At 59.2% G+C, this 22364-nt stretch carries 19 protein-coding genes and 1 other RNA gene; 8 read left to right on the forward strand and 12 right to left on the reverse strand.

Features of this window, described 5'->3' with window-relative positions:
* Positions 1-17 precede the first annotated feature (17 nt).
* Positions 18-812: a hypothetical protein gene (locus GTQ55_RS03960; RefSeq protein ID WP_237567820.1), complete on the reverse strand. Its 795-nt coding sequence runs from the start codon at positions 810-812 to the stop codon at positions 18-20.
* A 955-nt stretch (positions 813-1767) separates the two neighbouring features.
* A complete protein-coding gene (locus GTQ55_RS03965; protein WP_161857567.1) occupies positions 1768-2385 on the reverse strand; it encodes a cation efflux transmembrane domain-containing protein in 618 nt (205 codons plus the stop codon).
* Between the two features lie 148 nt (positions 2386-2533).
* Here GTQ55_RS03965 and GTQ55_RS03970 point away from each other — a divergent pair, with 148 nt between their 5' ends.
* Both GTQ55_RS03970 and GTQ55_RS03975 read left to right on the forward strand, forming a co-directional pair.
* A complete protein-coding gene (locus tag GTQ55_RS03970; RefSeq protein WP_161857568.1) occupies positions 2534-3265 on the forward strand; it encodes a tRNA-uridine aminocarboxypropyltransferase in 732 nt (243 codons plus the stop codon).
* Positions 3262-4047 (forward strand): DUF429 domain-containing protein, encoded by a 786-nt coding sequence (locus GTQ55_RS03975; RefSeq protein ID WP_161857569.1) that lies wholly within the window; start codon positions 3262-3264, stop codon positions 4045-4047. Before GTQ55_RS03970 ends, GTQ55_RS03975 begins: the two co-directional genes overlap by 4 nt.
* 342 nt (positions 4048-4389) lie before the next feature.
* On the opposite strand, the gene GTQ55_RS03980 is transcribed toward GTQ55_RS03975, so the two are convergent.
* The 6 genes from GTQ55_RS03980 to GTQ55_RS04005 form a co-directional block, all read right to left on the reverse strand.
* Positions 4390-6303 (reverse strand): DUF3604 domain-containing protein, encoded by a 1914-nt coding sequence (locus GTQ55_RS03980; protein WP_161857570.1) that lies wholly within the window; start codon positions 6301-6303, stop codon positions 4390-4392.
* A gap of 553 nt (positions 6304-6856) precedes the next feature.
* Positions 6857-7245: a transfer-messenger RNA gene (gene ssrA / locus GTQ55_RS03985) on the reverse strand.
* 121 nt (positions 7246-7366) lie between these two features.
* Positions 7367-8779, reverse strand: a complete 1413-nt coding sequence (gene rlmD / locus GTQ55_RS03990) for a 23S rRNA (uracil(1939)-C(5))-methyltransferase RlmD (protein ID WP_161857571.1) — start codon at positions 8777-8779, stop codon at positions 7367-7369.
* 157 nt (positions 8780-8936) lie between these two features.
* Positions 8937-10283, reverse strand: a complete 1347-nt coding sequence (locus tag GTQ55_RS03995) for a sodium-dependent transporter (protein WP_161857572.1) — start codon at positions 10281-10283, stop codon at positions 8937-8939.
* Positions 10284-10355: 72 nt separating this feature from the next.
* A complete protein-coding gene (gene smpB / locus GTQ55_RS04000) occupies positions 10356-10835 on the reverse strand; it encodes an SsrA-binding protein SmpB (protein WP_161857573.1) in 480 nt (159 codons plus the stop codon).
* A 9-nt stretch (positions 10836-10844) separates the two neighbouring features.
* The gene (locus tag GTQ55_RS04005) at positions 10845-12272 is read right to left on the reverse strand and encodes a sodium-dependent transporter (protein WP_161857574.1); all 1428 of its coding nucleotides are present in this window, start codon (positions 12270-12272) and stop codon (positions 10845-10847) included.
* A gap of 274 nt (positions 12273-12546) precedes the next feature.
* On the opposite strand from GTQ55_RS04005, the gene GTQ55_RS04010 reads away from it, so the two are divergent.
* Complete coding sequence (locus tag GTQ55_RS04010; RefSeq protein WP_161857575.1) at positions 12547-12987, forward strand: type II toxin-antitoxin system RatA family toxin; 441 nt, start codon at positions 12547-12549, stop codon at positions 12985-12987.
* Positions 12984-13313, forward strand: coding sequence for an RnfH family protein (locus GTQ55_RS04015; RefSeq protein WP_161857576.1), 330 nt, complete (start codon positions 12984-12986; stop codon positions 13311-13313). The genes GTQ55_RS04010 and GTQ55_RS04015 overlap by 4 nt, the downstream gene beginning before the upstream one ends.
* Before the next feature lie 26 nt (positions 13314-13339).
* Here the strand turns inward: GTQ55_RS04015 and GTQ55_RS04020 are convergent, their stop codons facing one another.
* On the reverse strand, positions 13340-13684 hold the full coding sequence (locus tag GTQ55_RS04020) for an outer membrane protein assembly factor BamE (protein WP_161857577.1): 345 nt from the start codon (positions 13682-13684) through the stop codon (positions 13340-13342).
* Positions 13685-14113: 429 nt separating this feature from the next.
* On the opposite strand from GTQ55_RS04020, the gene fur reads away from it, so the two are divergent.
* Entirely contained in the window at positions 14114-14524 is a 411-nt protein-coding gene (gene fur, locus GTQ55_RS04025) for a ferric iron uptake transcriptional regulator (RefSeq protein ID WP_161857578.1), read from the forward strand.
* A gap of 72 nt (positions 14525-14596) precedes the next feature.
* Here the strand turns inward: fur and GTQ55_RS04030 are convergent, their stop codons facing one another.
* Both GTQ55_RS04030 and recN read right to left on the reverse strand, forming a co-directional pair.
* Positions 14597-15190 (reverse strand): 1-acyl-sn-glycerol-3-phosphate acyltransferase, encoded by a 594-nt coding sequence (locus GTQ55_RS04030; RefSeq protein WP_161857579.1) that lies wholly within the window; start codon positions 15188-15190, stop codon positions 14597-14599.
* A 181-nt stretch (positions 15191-15371) separates the two neighbouring features.
* Positions 15372-17024: a DNA repair protein RecN gene (recN, locus tag GTQ55_RS04035; protein WP_161857580.1), complete on the reverse strand. Its 1653-nt coding sequence runs from the start codon at positions 17022-17024 to the stop codon at positions 15372-15374.
* Between the two features lie 296 nt (positions 17025-17320).
* On the opposite strand from recN, the gene grpE reads away from it, so the two are divergent.
* From grpE to dnaJ, 3 genes are all read left to right on the forward strand, one after another.
* Positions 17321-17926 (forward strand): nucleotide exchange factor GrpE, encoded by a 606-nt coding sequence (gene grpE / locus GTQ55_RS04040; RefSeq protein WP_161857581.1) that lies wholly within the window; start codon positions 17321-17323, stop codon positions 17924-17926.
* Between the two features lie 143 nt (positions 17927-18069).
* Entirely contained in the window at positions 18070-20004 is a 1935-nt protein-coding gene (gene dnaK / locus GTQ55_RS04045; RefSeq protein WP_161857582.1) for a molecular chaperone DnaK, read from the forward strand.
* 150 nt (positions 20005-20154) lie between these two features.
* A complete protein-coding gene (dnaJ, locus tag GTQ55_RS04050; protein ID WP_161857583.1) occupies positions 20155-21279 on the forward strand; it encodes a molecular chaperone DnaJ in 1125 nt (374 codons plus the stop codon).
* Positions 21280-21344: 65 nt separating this feature from the next.
* Here dnaJ and ispB read toward each other — a convergent pair whose 3' ends face one another.
* Entirely contained in the window at positions 21345-22307 is a 963-nt protein-coding gene (ispB, locus tag GTQ55_RS04055; protein WP_161857584.1) for an octaprenyl diphosphate synthase, read from the reverse strand.
* Between the last annotated feature and the right edge of the window lie 57 nt (positions 22308-22364).

The following is a 22364-nucleotide window of genomic DNA, read 5'->3' on the forward strand; positions in this document are numbered from 1 at the left end:
ACGCTTTTTCCCTGGAATTAAAAGACAAATTTTACGCCCGCAAAAATCCCACTCAGATCCAGATCATCAAAATAGAGGGAGTTGTGAAAGTTCCACCTCAAGTAGCGATAGCCACCAACAATATCGTAGCGGTAACAGCGGTAATTGACTGCCGCCAGTGCCTGCCAGGTGGAATCGCTTTCCCCGGTCCCGATATCCGCGTAATAGGTGAGATACCAGCGATCATCGAGATCGGTCTTGCCACGAAGCCCAATAACGCCATCCCAGACACTACCTGAGTCAGAGATTCTAAAGCTGCGGAGTCGGCTGAGGTCACCCCTGACATCAACATCCAGCCATAAATTGCGCATGCCCAACGTGACGTTGATATTCGATATCCCGGACTGGTAGAAGCGATAAGCACCACCCAGCGTGGCGGTAAAACCTTGCAGATCAATATCGGCACCAACGCGGAACCGGTCACCCTGAAAACGGACGGTTTGTCGGATATCGTCGGATACATCCAGATAAAGCATGTCAGCAAAGAGAGTCCATTCATCCCGGCTTGCGGCGAGGGTGCCCATAAAACCGACTTCCAGGTCCTTGAGCAGTTCATCAAAGCCGATATCAATACTGTCGCCACTTCTCGTATCGCCACCGATACTGGCGCCCCACAGGTAGATCTCTGCGCCCATCATCCAGTGATCGCTAGGGCCCTTGCCGAAGGTCTCGTATCGGCCATAGCCTTGAGCTTGCGCGAGGCTGAACGGGAATAATGTCACGAAAAGTCCGAATAATAAGGCGAGTGATGCTGTGCGGTTACGTAATGTCATAAGTGTGGGGTCCCTATTGAGCCCGCTTGTCGACTCCATCGCACGTTCACTCAGAGTGACATGGGCATAGTCCAGGGCGAAGGAGCAGATGCCGCCTCCTTCGGCGGCGTCTGTGCTATTACCGTTGCGTCAAAAATAGTTCAGATTGGAAACCTCGTGGGTGTTGGCGGCAGGGGATATGCCGATTAGTGAGCTCAAGGTCATTCGAGGAAAAATATAGACGCCAGCAGAAATATGAGTAGCGAGCACATATGGTTATCAACAGCGGGCGGGGGAGTAATTGCTGAAGGGGGGGCGGCTTGTTCTATCGGATCGTCTCTCGCGTGCGATGTGGAAAATTCCGCTACCTGGCTGCTGACCAGCCCTCTTTCCGATGGAGCTGAGCGCCCGGCCTCGGTTGAGGAGGCCGGGCACTGAAGGAGCCTCCGCAATTAGCGTCGGGGCCTTCTGACTTTGCCGTGGTCGGTGGGGCTCCCGCAGCGCGTAAATCGTGAACGGACGTTACCCTGCACGATAGGGCACAGAGAACGCATAGAGTAGCAGCGAACGAAATGAGTTTATCAGGACTCCAGAGACGCCGGATTCTTCTACAGTCATCTTTCCTAAATGCTGCGGGCCAGTGTCAAAAGGAACGTTTGAGTCACTGTCCGCCGCTATTGACGCAGCATCGTTCCGAATCCTGGTTTGGAACTTCCTGGGACTGGAAGGCTAAAGGTTCGATTTATAGCTGAGCCGGTAGCCCGTGATGGCGATTACCGAAATACACGTCACGGTTCAGGTTGGACTTCACTGTGGTTTGGGCTGCGGCGTCCTCTTTTCCGAAAGGCTCGGCGTCAGGCCTGCTTGCAGTCCCACTGCCAGACTCGGTCGCCGCGGCCTCACTTTTGATCTCCGGGTTTGCAGTGCCACTGGCATTTTGTGCGCTCTGATTATCCCGGCCCGCCCCCGCTGCGATTCAGCCCTGACGCCATGCGCGAAACGCATCGCGCAGCACGACGTAGGAGGTATGCAGGAATATGAGGGCAACGGCGCTGGCGATTAGCAGGTCGGGCCATCGAGCATCCAGCCATAGCACCAGAGCGCCGGAGAGGATCACGCCGATATTGCCAATCACGTCATTGCGGGAGCAGAGCCATACGGAGCGCATGTTCACGTCCTCCCCGCGATGCCGCATCAGCAGCACAAAGCAGGTGAGGTTGCCGACAAGGGCGACGGCGGCGACGGCCAACATCACAACCCCGACCGGCTCGGCGTGACCGAGCAGACTCGCGATGATGCTTGCGACCACGGCCAGCGCAAAGCCGAGCTGGATAAGTCCTTTCACAAACGCGGCACCGGCACGCCACTGGATACTTTTCCCGACCACGAACAGGCTCATCCCGTAGACGAGTGTGTCGCCCAGGTTGTCGGCGGAATCCGCGATCAGCGCCTGTGACTGTGCGAGCAGGCCTGCGCCGAGCTCGGCAATAAACATCACGGCATTAATGGCCAGCACGATCCACAGCGTGCGTCGGCGCTTCCCCGTCTGCAGCTGAGTCAGTGCCTCGGATTTGGATTCACAGCAATCGGACATAACAGTAATCGGACATAGGTGCTCCCACTTAGCCTTACCGCCATTTAACACCCTCTAGCCACTAGGGAGTCAAGCCATAACCCCGTTGGGTATAGGGTCAAAAATGCGTGTAAAATATCGCCAATTCAGCCGCAGCATGTAACTGGCTATGACTCCCAATTCCTACTCCCGCCTGCGCGCGCGTGAGCTCGCCAAGTCCACCAAACCCTTCCGGGCCAAAGGCAAAAGTGTGCAGCGTTGCCCCGCATGCCAGATGGCGGCGTTCGCCTGCATATGTGCCTGGCGCCCCAGCGCGGAAAGCTCTCTGGAATGTTCTGTGGACTTTGTGCTGCTGATGCACCGCAAGGAATTGTTCAAGCCCACCAACACCGGCCGCCTGATCGTTGATGTGTTTCCCGGTACCCCGGCATTCCTGTGGAACCGGCTGGAGGCACCCGAGGAACTGAAGGCAATTTTCGACGACCCGCACCGGGACTGTTATGTGGTGTTTCCCGCAGACGGTACCGAAAACTGCGCGAGAGAGACCGTTCGCGCACTGCCGGACAGCAACAAAAAGACCACTCTGATCCTGCTGGACGGGACCTGGAAGCAGTGCAGCCGGATGATTGGCCTCAGCCGGTGGCTGGACCGAGTTCCTTGCCTGAGCCTGCCGGAAAACCTGGTGCGCTCCTATTCCGTAAGAGACTCCGGCCGCAGCCACCGCTTCTCAACCGCAGAGGCCGCCATCAGTTGCCTGTTGCTGGCGCAAGAGGTGCAGCCGGCGGACACGCTGCGGCACTATTTCTCGGTGTTTAATCAGCACTATCTGGCGACCCGAGGGGTTTGCGATGTGGAAGAGGGCGAGAGCCACGAGTATTTGCGGAGACTGAAGCCATCATGAGTGTCGAGCCTCTTTTTATTGGCTGGGATGTGGGTGGCTGGAACTGCGACAGCAATGCCAATAGTCGCGATGCGTTAGTGGTACTGGATCGAGAGCGGAACCTGCTTGGCCGGCCCTGGCGCGGCAACTTGCGTGTGGCGATCAATGACGCCAGCAGCACCCAGGAATGGATCCAGACGCTGTTGCGGTACTGCGAAATCGATATTCAGGGGGATTGCCCCCCAGTGGTGATGGCCATTGATACGCCGCTCGGTTTTTCACAGCCATTCCTGAATCTCATAAGCGGTCGCGGCGCCGCTGGTGATATCGGAAAATCGGCGAGCAACCCCTACCTGTTCCGCTACACGGAACACTTCCTTTTTCATCGCGGCCTGAAACCCCTGTCCCCGGTCAAAGACATGATCGGCAGCCAGGCCACCAAGGGCATGCACGTACTTGCACGCTTCGCCCCGGAAGTCGCCACTACCGGCGTCTGGCGCAAGGGCGCAGCGCTTACCGCCTTTGAGGCCTATCCCTCCGCCTGCAAGCCCTCAAAAAGCGTGCGCGAGCTGTTACAGAAATATCGCACTGAACCCGCAGACACCCAGCTCGAGGCGTGGAACACGGCCGGATTCGGTTTTGGCATTGATCACGAAGACAAGCGAGATGCGCTGCTGTGTGCGCTGGTGGCGTGGTTGTTTCACTGCCAGCCGGATGCGCTTTGTCTGCCCGATGCAGAGGTGCCAGAGGGGGAGGGCTGGATATTTGTTCCGGGCGATGCACTGATTGAACCTCGGCAGTAAATTGCCTGTTGCCAGGTTCGGTGGTTTGTGTGGGCCTATACGAAATCTATAGGACGTTGATTAGCGTGCCCGCGTTCTGAGTTATTGTCAGTTCGGACAAGTTAAAAAGGCCCGCTACTTTGAGGTGACGAGCCTTTTTGATTTGGTGGGATGACGGGAGTCGAATAATTGGCTGTATGGCCCGTCAATACTGACTTTTCATGCGGCTCCTAACGTGGGCCCCACATATAACCCCACCATGAGGCGGGGGTACTTCTGTAAGGTGTAAAAGCTGCTACATCGATATTGGGCAGGGGACAACAGGGTCCCCTTATTGCCATTTACCACATCGCCTCTGTCGGCTCACTGAGGTGTATACCAGATCGGTGAGGTGTAGGCGCGTTCCTGGATGGTGGTGGGAACATTGTCCGGTCGCTTCACCCCGAAGACCTTTGCGTCGATGGTCGTCCAGCGCGGTGTGGGGATCTCGATAACCCTCACGTAGTAGAAGGCCTTTTGTGCTGGATCAAAGTCAGGGTCTTTCCAATACGCATCCAGTGCTACTGCGCCAATCGAGTTGTCGTACGTGGCTTGCTCGACATTGACGGTATTGCCGACGGGCTCTTTGCTGCGTCCGTCGGTGCCGATGGTTCGGCCGCCAGAAACCGCGAGATCGTAGACTTTTTCGTGGGTCTTGCCCTTGGCGTCCGCCCAGCCTTTTATCATCTGAATCCGATCGAGATTGGCACCGTCCGGGTCGCGCAAGGCGCGGACGAGAAAGGACGGTGCTTTGTCGGACTTCTTCAGGTCGCCTCCCATAGGCACACCTTTGTCATAACCGTTCTTGGCGAAGTCAGAGCGCAGCAGGTCCTTTTCGGAGAAGTCGAAGCCGCCAAACACCCGAACCCGAATGCGGGTGCCGGTTGTGGCGAATACCTCCTTGCGGGCCATGGCGTCCCAGATGGCTTCACGTGTATTTTCCCTTGCCCAGACCGCGGCAATGCCAGCCGCGCCAATTTGGCTGGCGTACGACTGGCTGCCTTTCGGCGCCGGCCGACCTGCGACCACTTCCTCGAAGCGAACCGGCGCGGCGCTAGGCTCGAGTAGGCTGACCTTGCCGAAGTAATTGTCTTCTTCTGCAGTGGATAATGCCGTGTGGGAGTCCGTTGACCCGATCACACCGAACTTGAACGGGTTGGCGCCCAGTTTAGCTTCATATACGAGACCTCGCTTCCACGCTTCGCGGGCATATTCCTTGGGCAACATATCCTTGGTCTTGGGTTGTGGCCCGAAACTGCCGCGGTCCCAGGTTTCATAGTCGGCGAACTCGTCGTCTGGTGAGAACATCGGGTGGGCTTCACCGTCGCCCTTCATTTGTGTGATTTCATAGATGGGCTCCCACTTCATGCGGCGTTTCGCGTACTCCTCAGTGAGGGGGTCGCCGGTGTACGTCTGATCGTCGAACATCAAACCATTGGAGAGGTTGCCGTTGTGCGGGATCGCGAGCAGACGGCCGCCAGTTTTCTTCTCGTAGGCGGCCATCCACTTCCACAGGTCCTCAGGGTCGAAGCTGTCGTACTGGGAAAACGGCAGGACCTGGCTGGCTTTGTCCCCGCCGTCGCGGAAAATAATATTGCGGTGAATATTGTTGCCATCGGGCATCGACGTCCACTCATAGCCGATGAAGGCGGTAAAACGTCCCGGGCTGTTGTACTTTTCTGCGGCCTCAATGATTTTCTTCCAGTAGTTCTCCATCATTTCGGGCATATCTGCCAGCGGGTTGTCACGGGCGGCATTTTTGGCCATCCAGTTTTCGTAGGCTTGGAGCGCACCCTCGGTGCCGGACTTAACCAGATCGTGTTGCTTTTTACCCCAGGCATTTTTAAGCAGGTCCGGGTCCGAAACGGCGATGGCAGGGGAGAGGCCCAGGTTCTCCGCGTGGTCTGACACCACGAGGAAATCGAGCGGACGATTAAGGCGTGCCGGGACGCCAGTGCTGGAGGTGACTTCCTCACCCATGGCGAAGCGGTAGGCATCTTCCGGCGTAAGCGTGCAGCCTACCATCCCGGCATCGGTGGAGTAACTTGTGTGAAGGTGGGTCTCACCGAAGAGCACTTGATTCGGGAAGTCTTGGCCGGGGTATGGAGAGTACCCGATTTTCTTGGCTTCCTTTATTTCTTCTTCTGTTGGAGCCGGGGTGTCCTGGGCGTGTAGGCTCGGAAGGGCGAAACCCATGAGTGCGAGTGCGGCAGCGGTTCTGATAAATGTGTTTTTCATGTCGCTTGATTCTCCCGCCGAGTTTACATTCAGAAGTTGTGATTAGCTGATTCAGTGATAGCACGTGAGCAGGGAGGATGGGTTGATGATGGAGCGGGGGCTCTAACTTTGGCGTCATCGTAATTTTTTGGCTGTAAATTTGCGGGCTCTTTAGCCAATTTTTTACCCCCCTTCTCTTAATTTGTGGGTGTGTCGATTTGGTTTCCCGCATGGTGTATGTGAATAGCCCCAGAGATTTACCCCCCCCCATGGGCTTGACTGGTGGACGCTGAGGCTTTCGGAATACTGGGGTCAGAGTAAAATATTGACGCTGCATTCTTCCAAGTGTGTCGAGCGGTCTTGCCTGAGAGTGAAGGGCGAGAGTTGGGATTTTATATGTGGTGTGAGTCCGTTGGCGGGAGTGATTCGTCACTTGCGCTCCTCACCCCTTCGGGGCAGCCTGCGGCTGTCTTGACGCGCTGCGCGTTGATTGAACCCTCGCTTTGCATTCCACTCGAGGCAGCTCGCTAAATTAAAAAGCCCCGTTACCTTGCGGTAACGGGGCTTTTTAATTTGGTGGAGGTGGCGGGAGTCGAACCCGCGTCCGTCAGCACTCTGCCAGAGGCTCTACATGCTTAGATCCGTCTATTGATTTAGCTCGTTACAGCCCAACGGGCAGGACGTAACTCGCGAGCCTGAATAAGTTTTAGGCCATCCACGTCAGGCACGCTTCAGGACGATCCAGTTCTGTATGACAGCCATCAGCGCGGTACTGGCACCTTACTGAAGGCCGCTAAGGGGCGAACCCTTAGTAGTGCGTCACGGGCTGCTTACGCAGCCAGTTGGGCACCGTAGTTGTCGTCGTTGGCAACTAATAAAATACAGCTTTGGATTTACGTGATTCGCTGCCATCACGGCATGCACCCATGGTTTCGTCACCGGCGTCGAATCCAAGTCACCCCCGGATTCTCTGCCTCCCGTCAGCAAGCTGAGCTAGGGGCACGAAACGCATTTGCGTGTCGGTCAGTATACCTGAAGGCCAATTGACACCATAGTGGTGCGGCACAATTTTGTGACCAACCGGTTACTGCCGTTCAAACAGGGCGATGGACTCCACATGGGTAGTGTGGGGGAACATGTCCATTACTCCCGCTTTGCTTAGACGATAGCCGCGCTGCAAAAGTTCCGCGGTATCCCGGGCGAGGGTGGCGGGGTTGCAGGAGACATAGACGATGCGCTGGGCACCGAAGTGGGCGATATTGCGCACCACTTCCAGGGCGCCGGTGCGGGGTGGGTCCAGCAGGATTTTGTCAAAGCCGCCGCGGGCCCAGAGGCTGGTGGAAAAGTCCTCGGTGAGATCGGCGGCCTGGAATTGCACGTTGTTGAGCTGGTTGCGCTCGGCGTTCTCGCGGCCCCGGCGGGTCAGGTCGAGCGCCCCTTCTACACCCACCACTTCCGCTGCGCGTTTGGCCAGCGGCAGGGTGAAATTGCCCAGACCGCAGAACAGGTCCAGCACGCGCTCGTTAGGCTGCGGGTCCAGCAGTGCGATGGCGCGCTGCACCATCTGGCGGTTGATGGCGAAATTGACCTGCACAAAGTCCTGAGGATGGAAGTGCATCGTCAGGCCGAATTCCGGCAGGGTGTAGCTGAGCCTTTCCTCGCCGTCTTCGGGCCAGACTTTGTGCGGGGTGTCGTCCGCTTGCAGGTACAGGTGCCATCCCTGTTGCCGCACGAAGTCGAGCCATAGCTGAAGATCGCTTTCCGGCAGCGGCTTGAGGTGGCGTACCACCAGGGCGATGGCCTCTTCGCCAGCCGCAACTTCCACATGGGAGATGTGCCGGCCTTCCCGGCACCGGTCGATGAGTTGGTGCAAGTGCGGGAGTTGACGGGAGAATGCTTCCGGCATCACCAAGCATTCGCGGATGTCGGTCAGGTTGTTGGAGCGCTTTTCCCGGAATCCTAAAACCAGTCTCGGCTTGTTTCCCTCGCCTTTTTTATGCGCCTCTTTGACATAGCGGGTACCGAGACGCGCCTTGTTGCGGTAGCCGACGCTGTCGCTGGTGAGTGGCGGCAGCACGTCTGCGGGACTGGTGTGGGCAAAGCGCTGCAACTGGTCGAGCAGGATTTTTTCCTTCGCCGCTATTTGCGCGTCCGGCTGCATATGCTGCAGGGCGCAGCCGCCGCAGAGTTCGAAGTGGGGGCAGGGCGGTTGCTGGCGTTCGGGTGCGGGCTCGATGATTTCTGTTGCCACGGCTTCGTCGAACTTGGCGCGGTGCGCGAGGTAGCGGACCTTTACGGTTTCCCCGGGCAGGGCGTTGTCCACAAACAGGGTTTTACCATCCAGCCGCGCGATACCGCGCACTTCATGGCTGAGTGCGTCAATGGCCACCGTCGGGGTGCTGGCGGACGGCTTGCTGGAGGACTTGGCGGATCGCTTGTGTGGCGCGGCCTTGCGGCCTTTTGTGGATGCCTTGAAAGGCGGACGTTTGGATGACATGACGGAACAGGTTCTGGGTTGCGCGGACAGATGGGCGGCAATGATAGTCCGCGGTGGCGAGAAATGCGCGTATGAGTTGAGTGGGTGCGCCAGGGGGAGGTGGCAGGCGGGCTGGGAGGGCGGCCGCAGGAAGAGCCTGCGGCCGTGAGGGTGTCTTTTACAGTACCGTCTGGGCAAAGGCGGCCAGGATCAGCAGCGGGCAGACAATGCGCACATACCAGGGCCAGACTTTCCAGAACAGGGTCTTCTCGATACCCGGGTGGCCTTCCTGCAGCTCCATCAGCAATTGGTCGCGACGCCAGATCCAGCCGGCAAAAATACACAGCGCCACACCCAGCAGCGGCTGGCCATATTCGGTGCTGATGGAAATGACCAGGCCGAATAGTGCGTCGAAATTGAAAATGATCAGGGTACTGATGGCGAAAATGATCGCGCCAGTGAGCAGGGTCGCGGGCTTGCGCTTCAGGCCCAGGCTTTCGATAGAAAAGGCTACGGGCACTTCCAGCATGGAGATCGACGAGGTGAGGGAAGCGATCACCATCAGTGCGAAAAAGGCGATCGCCACAAACAGTCCGCTCGGCCCCATATTATCGAACAGTGCCGGCAGTACCTGCAGGATCAGACCGGGGCCGGCAATCAGGTCGCCACTCTCGGAGAAAATCTGGGTGCCGGCTTCCTGGGCCACATACATGGCAGGCAGGATCAGCAGGCCGGCGGTGAAGGCGATACCCACATCGATCAGGGTCACCAGTGCACCCAGGCGCGGCAGGCTCTCTTCCTTGCTGAGGTAGGAGCCGTAGATCAGCATGGTGCCCACACCCAGAGACAGGGAGAAGAAGGCCTGGCCCATGGCAGAGAGCAGCAGCTGAGGGGATAACTCACTGAAGTCAGGCCGCAGGTAGGCATCGAGGCCGGTCATCGCGCCTGGCTGGGTCAACACATAGACGATCAAAAGCAGCAGCAGGATGATCAATGCGGGCATCAGCAGGGTGGACCAGCGCTCGATCCCTTTTTCCACACCGCTGGCGATAATCAGCATGGTGAGGCCGCTGAAGATGGCGGTAAAGGCGAAGTTGCGGGAGGTGCTGTCGCTGGTGAGCCAGCTAGCGGTGTCACTGGCGCCGATCAGGGTGGCGAACGGGTCGGCAAGATGTGAGACCATCCAGCCGGCCACAATCGCGTAAAAGCTGAGGATCAGCGAGGCCACGAGAATGCCGCCGAAGCCTGCGAGGGTGCCCACGCCGCGGCTGACGGGGCCGGTGGAGATACTGCGCAGGGCCTGGACCATATTGCGGCGCGCGTAACGGCCGATGGCGAGTTCCGCCATCAGCACCGGGTAGGCGAGCAGAAACGCCAGTATCAGGTAGACCATCACAAACGCGGCACCGCCGTTGGCGGCCACGTTGGTGGGGAAGCCCCAGATATTGCCGAGGCCGACAGCGGAGCCGGCGGCGGCCATCAGGAAGCCAAAGTTGGAGCTGAACTGTCCTCGCGGTGCACTCATGGTAAATCCTGTAATTATTCTTTTGTCGAGTTGACGCTCTGTCTTAATCCGGCGCTGGCTGGAGTCGCCCTGTTAGCGGTTATCGGTGCGCATGATGCGCTGTTTCTGCCGGTTCCACTCGCGTTCTTTCTCGGTCTCACGCTTGTCATGGGAGGCCTTACCCTTCGCCAGCGCGATCTCGCACTTGATCAGGTGCTTTTTCCAGTAGATGGCGGTGCATACACAGGCATAGCCCTTCTGGTTGACCGCGGCCACCAGTTTGGCGATCTCGCGCTTGTTCAGCAGCAGGCGGCGGGTGCGGTCCGGCTCGGTGACATAATGGGTAGAGGCGCTGGTCAGCGGCTGGATGCGCGCACCCAGCAGCCACGCCTGCCCGTCTTTGAACAGAACATAACTGTCGGTGAGCTGGGCCTTGCCTTCACGGCAGGATTTGACTTCCCAGCCCTGCAATTCCAGGCCCGCCTCGAACTTCTCTTCGATAAAGTAATCGTGCTTTGCCTTCTTGTTGAGGGCAATAGTGTTCGAGGATGGGGCCTTTTTCTTTTTCGCCATGGATACAACTTAAATGAGATTGAACAGGCTCGTATTGAAAAACTTCAGCATGACTGTGTTGATGAATACGAGCAGAAGGATCGCGGGAATAAAGGTGCCAAGGGAGAAGTTGACGTACTTCTGTGACAGCGAGCCGGCAAAGCCCTTGTCGCCTTCCTGCAGTTCTTTGTCAAAGTTGGCCCGCTTCCACTTGTAGATCACGAAGATACACACCAACAGGCCGTTGAGAGGCAGTATGGTGTCGTAAAACAGGATTTCTACCAAGTCGAAAAACGATTTGTCACTGCCAGCCAGGGTGATGAACTGGGTCAGCCAGTCTGCCATACCGAAGGACATTGCGCAGCATACCGCCAGTACAAACTGCACCGCTGCCACGGCATAGATGGCCTTCTTGCGAGACATGCCCCGCTCGTCGCGCAGGGTGGCGATGGGGACTTCAATGATCGAGACCAGGGACGTGAGCGCCGCCACGAAGACCAGGAAAAAGAAGGCCGCGGCGAAGATGCTCGCCCCGAAATAGCCGATGCTGTCCTGCAGGGAGAGGAAAATCTTGGGCAGGAACAGGAAGATCATGCCGGCAGAGGAGTCGCTCAGGGTGGCGGTGTCGATCTGCGGGTTGAAATGGAAAATACTCGGCAGAATGAGCAGGCCGGCGGTAAAGGCGACCAGGGTGTCGGTAAGGGCCACGGCCTTGGCGGAACCGGGGATGGAGTCCCGTTTCTTCATGTAGGACCCGTAGGTAATCATGATGCCCATACCCAGCGACAGCGAGAAGAACGCCTGGGCCATGGCCTTGCTCACAACCTCGCCGCTGAGCTTGGCGAAATCGGGGATCAGGTAGTACTTGACCCCAATAATGGCGTTCTCCCGGGTGAGCACAAACACCACCAGTGCCACAAGCATCACAAACAGCATCGGCATCAAGGTCTTGGCTGCGCGCTCGATACCGTCTCTAACCCCCAGCGAGAGTACTCCATTGATGATCAGCATCAGGGCAATGAGGTACACGAATACGGTTTTGGAATTGATAAACTCGCCGAAATACGCCTCGGTGGTCAACGAGGTCAGGTTGCCCTTGAAGATTTCCACCAGGTAACCGAGTACCCAGACAGTCACCACCATATAGAATACGGCGATCATGAACGGGGTAATCAGCGCGAACCAGCCGGGAATACGCCACAGCCTGGAGCCGCCGGAGAGCTGCCGGTACGCACCTACCGGGTCTTTATCTGTACGCCGGCCGAGGGCCAGTTCGGCCATCATCACCGGCAGGCAGATAAAGAAGACGAACAGCGCGTAGACCAGAAGGAAGGCACCGCCGCCACTCTTGGTGGCGGCCACCGGGAAAGACACCAGATTGCCGATGCCCACTGCGGAGCCGGCGGCAGCCAGGATAAAACCAATACGGGAGCCAAAATGTTCTCGCGCTGCGGACATAGATTTCTCACTTGCCTGTTATTCTTGTCGCCAGAATAGTTGCCGGGCCGGACTTGGGAGATCGCCTCTCGTCCTCTTGTTAGAGCGCCGCAGCAACTGTCATAGCCCCGGTACATCCTTGGGCCGATAAAAACGGATTGTTGCAGGATTTATCCGCCTTGAGTAGCTTCGCTGGCGAAATTTGCCCTGCGCGACACAGGATAGGCAAGAAATCCGCCTTCGAGGGGCAAGAATTGAGCAACAACCCCCTTTGAACCATGACAAAAGTTGATCGATGACAAAAATTGAGCGCAGCGCGCTGGTGATGTACAGCGCAGAGCAGATGTTTGACCTGGTCAACGACGTGGCCAGCTACCCCCAGTTTCTCCCCGGCTGCCGCGGGGCGGAAATCCTGCACCGGGATGAAGACACCCTGGAGGCGCGGCTTGACCTCTCCCGCGCCGGTATCAGCCAGAGCTTTGTAACCCGCAACCAGCTGCATCGCCCGGATAAAATGGAGCTGGTACTGGTAGATGGCCCGTTCAGTGAGTTCAATGGCTGCTGGACGTTTACCCCGTTGGGTGAGGGCGCCTGCAAGGTCATGTTTACCCTGCAGTTTCTGGCCCGGAACCGCCTGCTTGGCGTTGCCGCGGGCAAGTTGTTCAGTGGCATTGCCAACCAGATGGTGGATGCCATGTGCGAGCGAGCCAAACAGATTTACGGAGAACCCCAATGAGTAACAAGCAAACCATCGCCGTGGAAGTGGTGTATGCCCTCCCGCACGAGCAGCGCCTGATGAGCCTGCTGGTGGAGCCGGGCACGACTGCGCTGCAGGCTCTGGAGCTTTCGGGGATTCCCCGGGAATACCCGGAAGTGGACCCGGCGAGCGCCAAGCTGGGTATCTTCGGTCAGGCGCTGGGCACCAAGGGCCTGGCCGTGGCGTCCGAGTATGTGCTGCAGCCGGGGGATCGCGTGGAAGTGTATCGGCCGTTGATTGCCGATCCGAAGGAGGCGCGCAAGCAGCGCGCAGAGAAGGCGAAGCGCCAGGCGCAGCGCGGTTAAGCCCAGCCTGGCGGTTCAGGGCAGAATCAGGGCCAGTTGCTCGGCTGCCAGTCGCCGCTGGTCCCCATCAGGCGGTCGCCGTTGAAGTATACGGAAAAGCGCTTCTGGCTTTCTTCACCCTTCGGAGTACGCACACGATTGATGTAATCCCAGCGGTTGGGGTTGAAGGTGTCTTCCAGCAGCGGTGTGCCCAGTACAAAGCGGACCTGTCGGCGCGTCATGCCGGGCTTCAGCTGGTCCACCATTTCCTGAGTGACGATGTTGCCCTGCTGTACCTGGATGCGGTGCACGCCGGGAAACTTGAACAGGCTGCAGGCGGTAGCGACGCTGCAGAGGGCGGTAATCAGTAGAATTCGTACAACTGATGGCATTGAATGCTCCATCTGAATTTTTATTGGGTTCCCTAAAACGGGGTGCAGTGGGCTGCCCCGGTATCGTCGACAGCATAGCGGACGACACGGCAAACATCGACGCGACCGGCGCAGGCGCCATCGGGTTGGGCGACATGATAGGAATAGTCGCCAATTCGCCGATAAAGTTCCGCGGGCTCGCAGCGCTGCCGGGTGTCAGCCGCGTCACCGCTCCTGTAAGTGGGTATTCACTTGCCCGGAGCGGGCCTGCGGGGTGCGGGGTGTCGCACTTTCCCGTCCGATTCCGCGTTCGGGGTTCCGCTGCCTTCACTGGGCGTGGATAATACCCGAACTGTGCGCCTGCCGACAGGCGGAGCGCCATTTATTACTAGCGACTATTTCGAACGACGATATAGCGATCACGAGCACACATCCGGAACTTTAATACTCATGTCGACCGAAAATCAGGAACTGCGCAAAGCGGGCCTCAAAGTCACTCTGCCGCGAGTGAAAATTCTGCAACTGCTGGAGAGTGCCAGCGAACAGCATCTGAGTGCAGAGGATGTGTACAAACTGCTTCTGGACGCCGGGGAAGATGTTGGCCTGGCCACCGTGTACCGGGTACTGACCCAGTTTGAGAGTGCCGGCCTGGTGATTCGCCACAACTTCGATGGTGGCCACTCGGTATTCGAGCTCGACCGCGGCGACCACCACGACCACATGGTGTGCACCGATACCGGCAAGGTCATCGAGTTCCATAACGAGAAGATCGAAGAGCTGCAGCACCAGATTGCCGAAGAGCACGGCTACGAGCTCACCGGCCATAGCCTGGTGCTGTATGTGAAGAAGAAAGAAGGCTAAAGACAGGGAAGCCTTCAGGCAGAAAAAAGGGGAGCGCAAAGCTCCCCTTTTTACGTCTGGGTACTGGCCCGATTACACCGGGGCGGTGTAATCGTCGGGATATTTGCCCACTTTGCCCGCGTAGAAGCTGCCAAACCGCGCCAGTTCCTTGGCCAGATTTTCGCCCATCTCCATTACCGGCCCCAGACCGGCCTCTTTTTTGGCGAAATCGACAAATCCGCAGACCACCGGTACCGCCGCACCGCGGGCGATGTGGTAAAAGCCGGTTTTCCAGCGCTCTGTTTTGCCGCGAGTGCCCTCGGGGGGAACGGCAATCACCAATTCTTCCCGCGATTTGTACTGGTTCACCGTGGCTTCCACCAGGTTATTGGCCTTGCTGCGGTCCACCGCAATACCTCCGAACCAGCGCATGGTGCCGCCCAGGGGGAACTTGAACAGTTTGTCCTTGCCCATCCATTGCGGGTTCACCTTGAGCTTGAGCGCCGCGAGGATAAAGAAGTAGCCGTCCCAGTTGGACGTGTGCGGGGCGGCGAGCAGCACGTACTTCTTGAGTTTCAGTGCGCGCTCATCGGCGACGACTCTCCACCCGTGCAGCTTGAGAAGCAGGCGTGCTACCAGGCGCAGGCAGGGAGTCAGGATGGGGGTGTTAAAAATGGTTATCTGCATGGTACGACCGAGTTCTTTGCCCGTCAGTGTAGTTGGATCCCCGGTGGGGCTTGCGTGAGGGCGCGGCAGTATAAGGTGAATCTCACGCCGCTTTCGGTCAATTTCGGCCCTGGCAGGTCGCCGGGGCCGATTATCTGGGACTGTGTGGTTTTATTTCTTGCGGACTGCAGGCCCCGGCCGATCAGGCCCTGCTCAGCATTTCTTCCGCGTGGGCGATGGATTGGGTAGTGGCTTCACCACCCAGCATGCGCGCTATCTCGGTACTGCGCTCGGTGTCCCTCAGTTCCCGCAGGGCCACGAACGCCGCCTCGCCGTCGCTATGCTTTTCCACCAGATACTGGCGGTGGGCTCGGGCCGCCACCTGCGCCAGATGGGTAACGCAGATGACCTGGCCGCGCTCGCCAAGCTGGCGCAGTAGCTTGCCCACCACATCGCCGGTGGCGCCGCCGATCCCCACATCCACTTCGTCGAACACCAGTGTGGGGGTGCGGGATGTCTGCGCAGTGATGACCTGGATCGCCAGGCTGACCCGCGACAGTTCGCCACCGGAGGCAATCTTGCCGAGGGCTCTGGCCGGCTGGCCCGGGTTGGTGGCGATCAGGATCTCCACCTCCTCGAGGCCGGTGGCACAGGGCTTGTCCAGTTCGGTCAGCGCCAGCTCCACGCGCGCATGGGGCATGGCGAGGTCCGCCAGTTGTCCGTTGACCGCCTCGGCGAGTTTCGCTGCCGCCGCGGCACGCAGTTTGCTGAGCTTGGCGGCACTTTTGCGGAATGCTTGCTCCAGCCGGGCGCACTCGTCCGCCAGTTTGTCGAGGGCATCTGGTGCGCCGATTTCCTCCAGCTCCTGCTGCCACTGCTGGTGCAGTTCCGTCAGCTGGTCCGGCTGTACCCGGTGTTTGCGGGCCAGGGAGTAGATTGCGGACAGTCGCTCCTCGACCTCTGCCAGGCGCTCCGGGTCCATCTCGAACCGGTCGATATGCCGCGACAGGGTGCTCGCGGCTTCGTCAATCTGGATGCGGGCGCTGTCGAGCATCTGCGCCACTTCCGCCAGTGCCGGGCTCTGTTCCGGCATGGCGCCGACCAGTTGCAGGGCGCGGTGCAGTTGCTCGGCAATATCGCCCTCACCGCCATTCAGCAGTGCGGCCAGTTGATAGCTGCCGTTAAGGATGTCGCCGGCGTTGGCCAGTTGGCGTTGCTCGCTTTCCAGCTCCTCCAGCTCGCTGGGCTTGAGGTCCAGTTGCTCCAGTTCTTCCAGCTGGTATTCCAGCAGGTCACGGCGAGCCTGGGTTTCCTCGGCGCTGTCTGCCAGCCTGCGGTAGCGGCGGTACTGGTCCTGCCAGTTCTTGTAGTGAATGCGCACTTCGGCGCTGTGCGCCTCGGCGTGGGCGTATTCATCCAGCAGCCGGCGGTGGGTGTCCTTTTTCAGCAGTGACTGGTGTTCGTGCTGGCTGTGGATGTCGATCAGCTGCTCACCGAGGGTGCGCAGCTGCATCAGCGTTACCGGCTGGCCGTTGATATAGGCTCGCGAGCGGCCGTCGGCACTGATGGTGCGGCGCAGGATTACCTCGCGCCCGGCATCCATCTCCTGCTCCTCCAGCCAGGCATGAGCCTCCTGGTGATCGCTGATATCGAAGGTGGCGTGGATGTCGGCGCGTTTGGCGCCGGCACGCACCAGCTCACCGTTGCCGCGGTCGCCGAGGGCGAGACCGAGGGCATCCAGGGTGATGGACTTGCCCGCACCGGTTTCGCCGGTGAGGGTGCTGGTACCGGGGCCGAATTCCAGCTCCAGCTGGTCGACCAGGGTGAACTGACTGATAGACAGGTGCAGCAACATGAGATTATTTTCGTGGCTATCCGAATAGTGGTTGTTTATACAGTATTTGGCGCCGCCGTTTCAATCACCCCGGGCGTTGATTGTGCATCGATCGGCCCTCGCCAGCCTGATATCGCCACATTACCCTGTGGTGTGCGCCGCGACAGGCTGGCCCCTGCTGACGCGTGCAGCGGAATCACTTGAAGTGCCCGGGGCCGCCCCCATATAGCCCTTCACCCCCGGTTCGGTTCCGCCGCACCGAGAGTTACTCATTTGACCTATTGGCAGTAGACCGACGGACACAGACGGAGAAAGCAGTGGCCAAAGAGCGCAGCGAAGAAGATCAGATCGGCGAGCAGGCCGAAGTGGAGCAGCCCAGCGTGGAAGAGCAGCACGCGGCGGAAGAGGCTCTGGCGGAAGAGTTGGCCGCCGACAGCATAGAAGCCGGCGAGGAAAATGCGCTGGTGGAGGAGATTGCCTCCCTGCATCAGCAGCTGGCGGACCACAAAGACATGGTACTGCGTGCCCAGGCTGAGGTGCAGAATGCCCGCCGTCGCGCCCAGCAGGATGTGGAAAAGGCCCACAAGTTCGGTGTGGAGAAGCTTCTCAAGGACCTGCTTCCGGTGGTGGATAACCTGGAGCGTGCGCTCTCGACCATCGACAGTGAAGATGAGTCGCAAAAGGCGGTTGTGGAGGGGATCGAGCTGACCCACAAGTCCTTTATCGACACGCTCGGCAAATACAGTGTCGAGGTCATCGACCCGGCTGGCGAGCCCTTTGATCCGGAACTGCACCAGGCCATGACGCAGGTGCCCAACGGCGACGTCGAGCCAAACACCGTGCTGGATGTATTCCAGAAAGGCTACCGCCTGCACGGGCGCCTGATGCGCCCGGCAATGGTTGTGGTCAGCAAGGCGCCGTAAGGCAATTTGAAATCCCTGTGGCGGCCGCCCCTTGAAAACGAAACAGCGGCACCAATATTAGCAGGCAACCGAATTCAAACGCGCAGCACCAGGCCAGACAACGTGTCCCGCGCCGGCGCGCGCCGCAAATTGAGGAATCAGAAATGGGAAAAATCATCGGCATCGACCTGGGTACCACCAACAGCTGTGTGGCGGTACTGGACGGCGACAAGGCGCGTGTAATTGAAAACGCTGAGGGCGATCGCACTACGCCTTCCATCGTCGCCTTCACCGAAGACAACGAAGTACTGGTAGGCCAGTCCGCCAAGCGCCAGTCCGTGACCAACCCCAACAACACCCTGTACGCCGTCAAGCGCCTGATCGGCCGCAAGTTCAAAGACGACGTGGTACAGAAAGACATCAAGATGGTGCCTTACTCCATCGTTGAAGCCGAAAACGGCGATGCCTGGGTAGAAGTGAAGGGCGACAAGAAAGCGCCGCCGCAGATCTCTGCCGAAGTGCTGAAGAAAATGAAGAAGACCGCGGAAGACTTCCTCGGTGAGAAGGTAGACGCCGCGGTAATCACCGTGCCGGCCTACTTCAACGACTCCCAGCGTCAGGCCACCAAAGACGCCGGCCGTATCGCCGGTCTGGACGTGAAGCGCATTATCAACGAGCCGACGGCAGCGGCGCTGGCCTACGGCATGGACAAAGCCGGCGGCGACCGCACCATCGCGGTCTACGACCTCGGTGGTGGTACTTTCGATATCTCCATCATCGAAATTGCTGACGTCGATGGCGAGAAGCAGTTTGAAGTGCTGTCTACCAACGGTGACACCTTCCTCGGTGGTGAGGACTTCGACCTGCGCCTGATCGACTACCTGGCCGAACAGTTCAAGAAAGAGCAGGGCATCGACCTGAAGGGCGACCCCCTGGCCATGCAGCGTCTGAAAGAAGCCGCGGAAAAAGCCAAGATCGAGCTGTCTTCCAGCCAGCAGACCGAAGTGAACCTGCCGTACATCACTGCAGACGCCACTGGTCCGAAGCACCTGGTCGTTAAACTGACCCGCGCCAAGCTGGAAAGCCTGGTAGAAGAGCTGGTTGCCCGCTCTCTGGAGCCGGTGAAAACCGCTCTAGCCGATGCCGACATGTCCGCGTCCAGCATCGACGAAGTAATTCTGGTGGGCGGTCAGACCCGCATGCCGCTGGTGCAGGCCAAAGTGACCGAATTCTTCGGCAAAGAGCCGCGCAAAGACGTGAACCCGGACGAAGCGGTAGCCGTTGGTGCAGCGATCCAGGGCGCGGTTCTGGGCGGTGACGTAAAAGACGTACTGCTGCTGGATGTAACCCCGCTGACCCTGGGCATCGAGACCATGGGTGGCGTGGCGACTCCGCTGATCGACAAGAACACCACCATCCCGACCAAGAAGTCTCAGGTGTTCTCCACCGCGGACGACAACCAGACTGCCGTGACCATTCACGTGGTACAGGGTGAGCGCAAGCAGGCGGCGCAGAACAAGTCCCTGGGTCGTTTCGACCTGGCCGATATCCCGCCGGCGCCGCGCGGCATGCCGCAGATCGAAGTGACCTTCGATATCGATGCCAACGGCATCCTGCACGTGCACGCCAAAGACAAGGCCACCGGCAAGGAGCAGTCCATCGTGATCAAGGCCTCCTCCGGCCTGTCCGATGAAGAGATCGATAAAATGGTGCAGGACGCCGAGGCCAACGCCGAAGCGGACAAGCAGTTCGAGGAGCTGGTCACCACCCGCAACACCCTCGACGGCCTGATCTCTGCCACCAAGAAGACTCTGGAAGAGGCTGGCGACAAGGCGACCGCGGAAGAGAAAGCCGCGATTGACGCAGCGCTTTCAGAAGCTGAGGAAGCGGTCAAAGGCAACGACAAGGCTGCCATGGAAGCCGCGACCACCAAGCTCACCGAAGCCTCCGGCCCGGTAGCCCAGAAGATGTACGCAGAGCAGGCTCAGGCCGGCGAAGCGGCCGCGGAGCAGGCTGAACAGGCCCAGTCTTCCGGCGGTGACGACGCAGTGGACGCTGAGTTCGAAGAAGTCAAAGACGACAAGAAAGAAGACAAGTAAGTTGTGGCTGCCGCCGGCTCTCCGGCGGTGTCCCAGCGCTTACTCGCTCAGGGGCGCGGAGGTCCGATCAGCTGATTCGGGGCTTCGCGCCTTGCGCGGTTTTACGGCGCACCTGAAAAAGAGAGCAGTTTAAAAAGAACACACAGAGCTATGTCCAAACGCGATTACTACGAAGTCCTCGGTGTCAGCAAAGGCGCGGATGAAAAGGAGCTGAAAAAAGCTTACCGCCGGGTGGCGATGAAATTTCACCCGGACCGCAATCCCGACGATAAAGAGGCGGAGAACAAATTCAAAGAGGCCAATGAGGCCTATGAAGTCCTGTCCGACCCGCAGAAGAAAGCCGCTTATGACCAGTTCGGCCATGCCGGTGTTGACGGTCAGGCGGGTGGTGCTGGTGCCGGTGGCTTCGGTGGCTTCTCCGATATTTTCGGTGATGTATTTGGCGATATCTTTGGCGGTGCCGGCGGCGGTGGTCGTCGCGGTCCGCAGCGCGGTTCCGACCTGCGCTACGACCTGGACCTGGACCTGGAAGACGCGGTGCGCGGCACCACGGTCAAGATCAAGGTGCCGACCCTGGCCAACTGTGGCACCTGCCATGGCTCTGGTGCCAAGGCCGGCTCCCAGCCCCAGACCTGTGGTACCTGTGGCGGTGCCGGCCAGGTGCGCATGCAGCAGGGCTTTTTCTCCGTTCAGCAGACTTGCCCCAACTGTCGTGGACGCGGCAGCGTAATCACCGACCCCTGCGGCAGCTGTCACGGCCGTGGACGTGTGGAAGAAACCAAGACCCTGTCGGTAAAAGTACCGCCAGGTGTGGATACCGGCGATCGCATCCGCCTTGCCGGTGAAGGCGAGGCGGGACCCGATGGCGGCCCGGCCGGCGACCTCTATGTGCAGGTGATGGTGCGCGAACACGAGCTGTTCCAGCGCGACGGCAAGAACCTCTACTGCGAGGTGCCGATCAGCTTTGTGACCGCCGCTCTGGGCGGTGAAATGGAAGTGCCGACCCTGGATGGGAAGGTAAAGCTGAAGATCCCGGCCGAGAGCCAGACCGGCAAGCTGTTCCGCCTGCGCGGCAAAGGCGTGACCCCGGTGCGCGGCGGTGCCCCTGGCGACCTGCTGTGTCGCGTGGTGGTGGAAACCCCGGTCAGCCTGTCCAGCAAGCAGAAAGAGCTGCTGGAGGAGTTTGCCGGCACCCTGAGTGAGAAGAAAAACTCCCCGCGTCAGACCGGTTGGTTTGAAGGGGTGAAGAACTTCTTTGGTGATATGAAGCTGTAAGTGCGCCTAAAGCGCAATAAAAAACCCGGCATAATAGCCGGGTTTTTTTATGGGCTGAGTTTTTGTCAGACCGTTCTCTCTATCGCAAAGCTGGCCAGCTGTTGCAGGGCGGTTTTGTGGGCTCCCTCTGGCAAGAACTCCAGCTTTTCCAGTGCCAGATCCACCTCGGCGCGGGCGCGATCGAAGGTGTAGTCCAGGGCTCCGCAGGCCTCGATGGCGGCGACGATCTGCTCCAGCTTGTCCGCGCTCTTCTGTTCGATGGCCTCTTTCACCAGTGCCGCCTGCTCCTCTGTACCATTGGCCATGGCATAGATCAGCGGCAGGGTGGGCTTGCCCTCGGCGAGGTCGTCGCCGACGTTCTTGCCCAGCTCTTCTGAATTGCCGCGGTAATCCAGGGCGTCGTCCACCAGCTGGAAGGCGGAGCCCAGGTGGCGTCCGTAGAGCTTTAGGGACTCGCGCTCTTCCGCGCTGCAGCCGGCCAGCACGGCAGCGGTCTCACAGGCGGCCTCGAACAGCGCGCCGGTCTTCTTGTGGATGACGTTCAGGTAATTGGCTTCGGTAACGGCCGGGTCGCCCGCATTCACCAGCTGCTGTACCTCGCCCTCGGCGATGGTATTGGTGGTGTCCGAGAGAATGGACATGATGTCCATGTCTTTGAGGGCTACCATCATCTGGAAGGCGCGGGAGTAGAGGAAGTCACCCACCAGCACCGCGGGTGCGTTGCCCCACTGGGCGTTGGCGGTCAGGCGGCCGCGGCGCATGTCCGAGGTGTCTACCACGTCATCGTGCAGCAGGGTGGCGGTGTGGATAAACTCGATAATGGTGGCGAGGCCGATATGGTCGCTGCCCTGGTAGCCCGCAGCGCGGCTGCACAGCAGCACCAGCAGGGGGCGCAGGCGTTTGCCGCCCGCTTCCACCAGATAGTGGCCGATGTTCTCCACCAGGGGAACGTCAGAGTGCAGTTGGTCGAGAATATGCTGGTTGACGGCGGCGAAGTCGTCCGCGGCTACCTGATGAAAGGGCAACATGCAGGGTCCTTATACTTCTACTGTATCGGTTTACGGCGGCAAGCCTAGCCGTTTTGG

This window comes from Microbulbifer hydrolyticus (assembly GCF_009931115.1).
In the GTDB taxonomy this organism is placed as follows: domain Bacteria; phylum Pseudomonadota; class Gammaproteobacteria; order Pseudomonadales; family Cellvibrionaceae; genus Microbulbifer; species Microbulbifer hydrolyticus.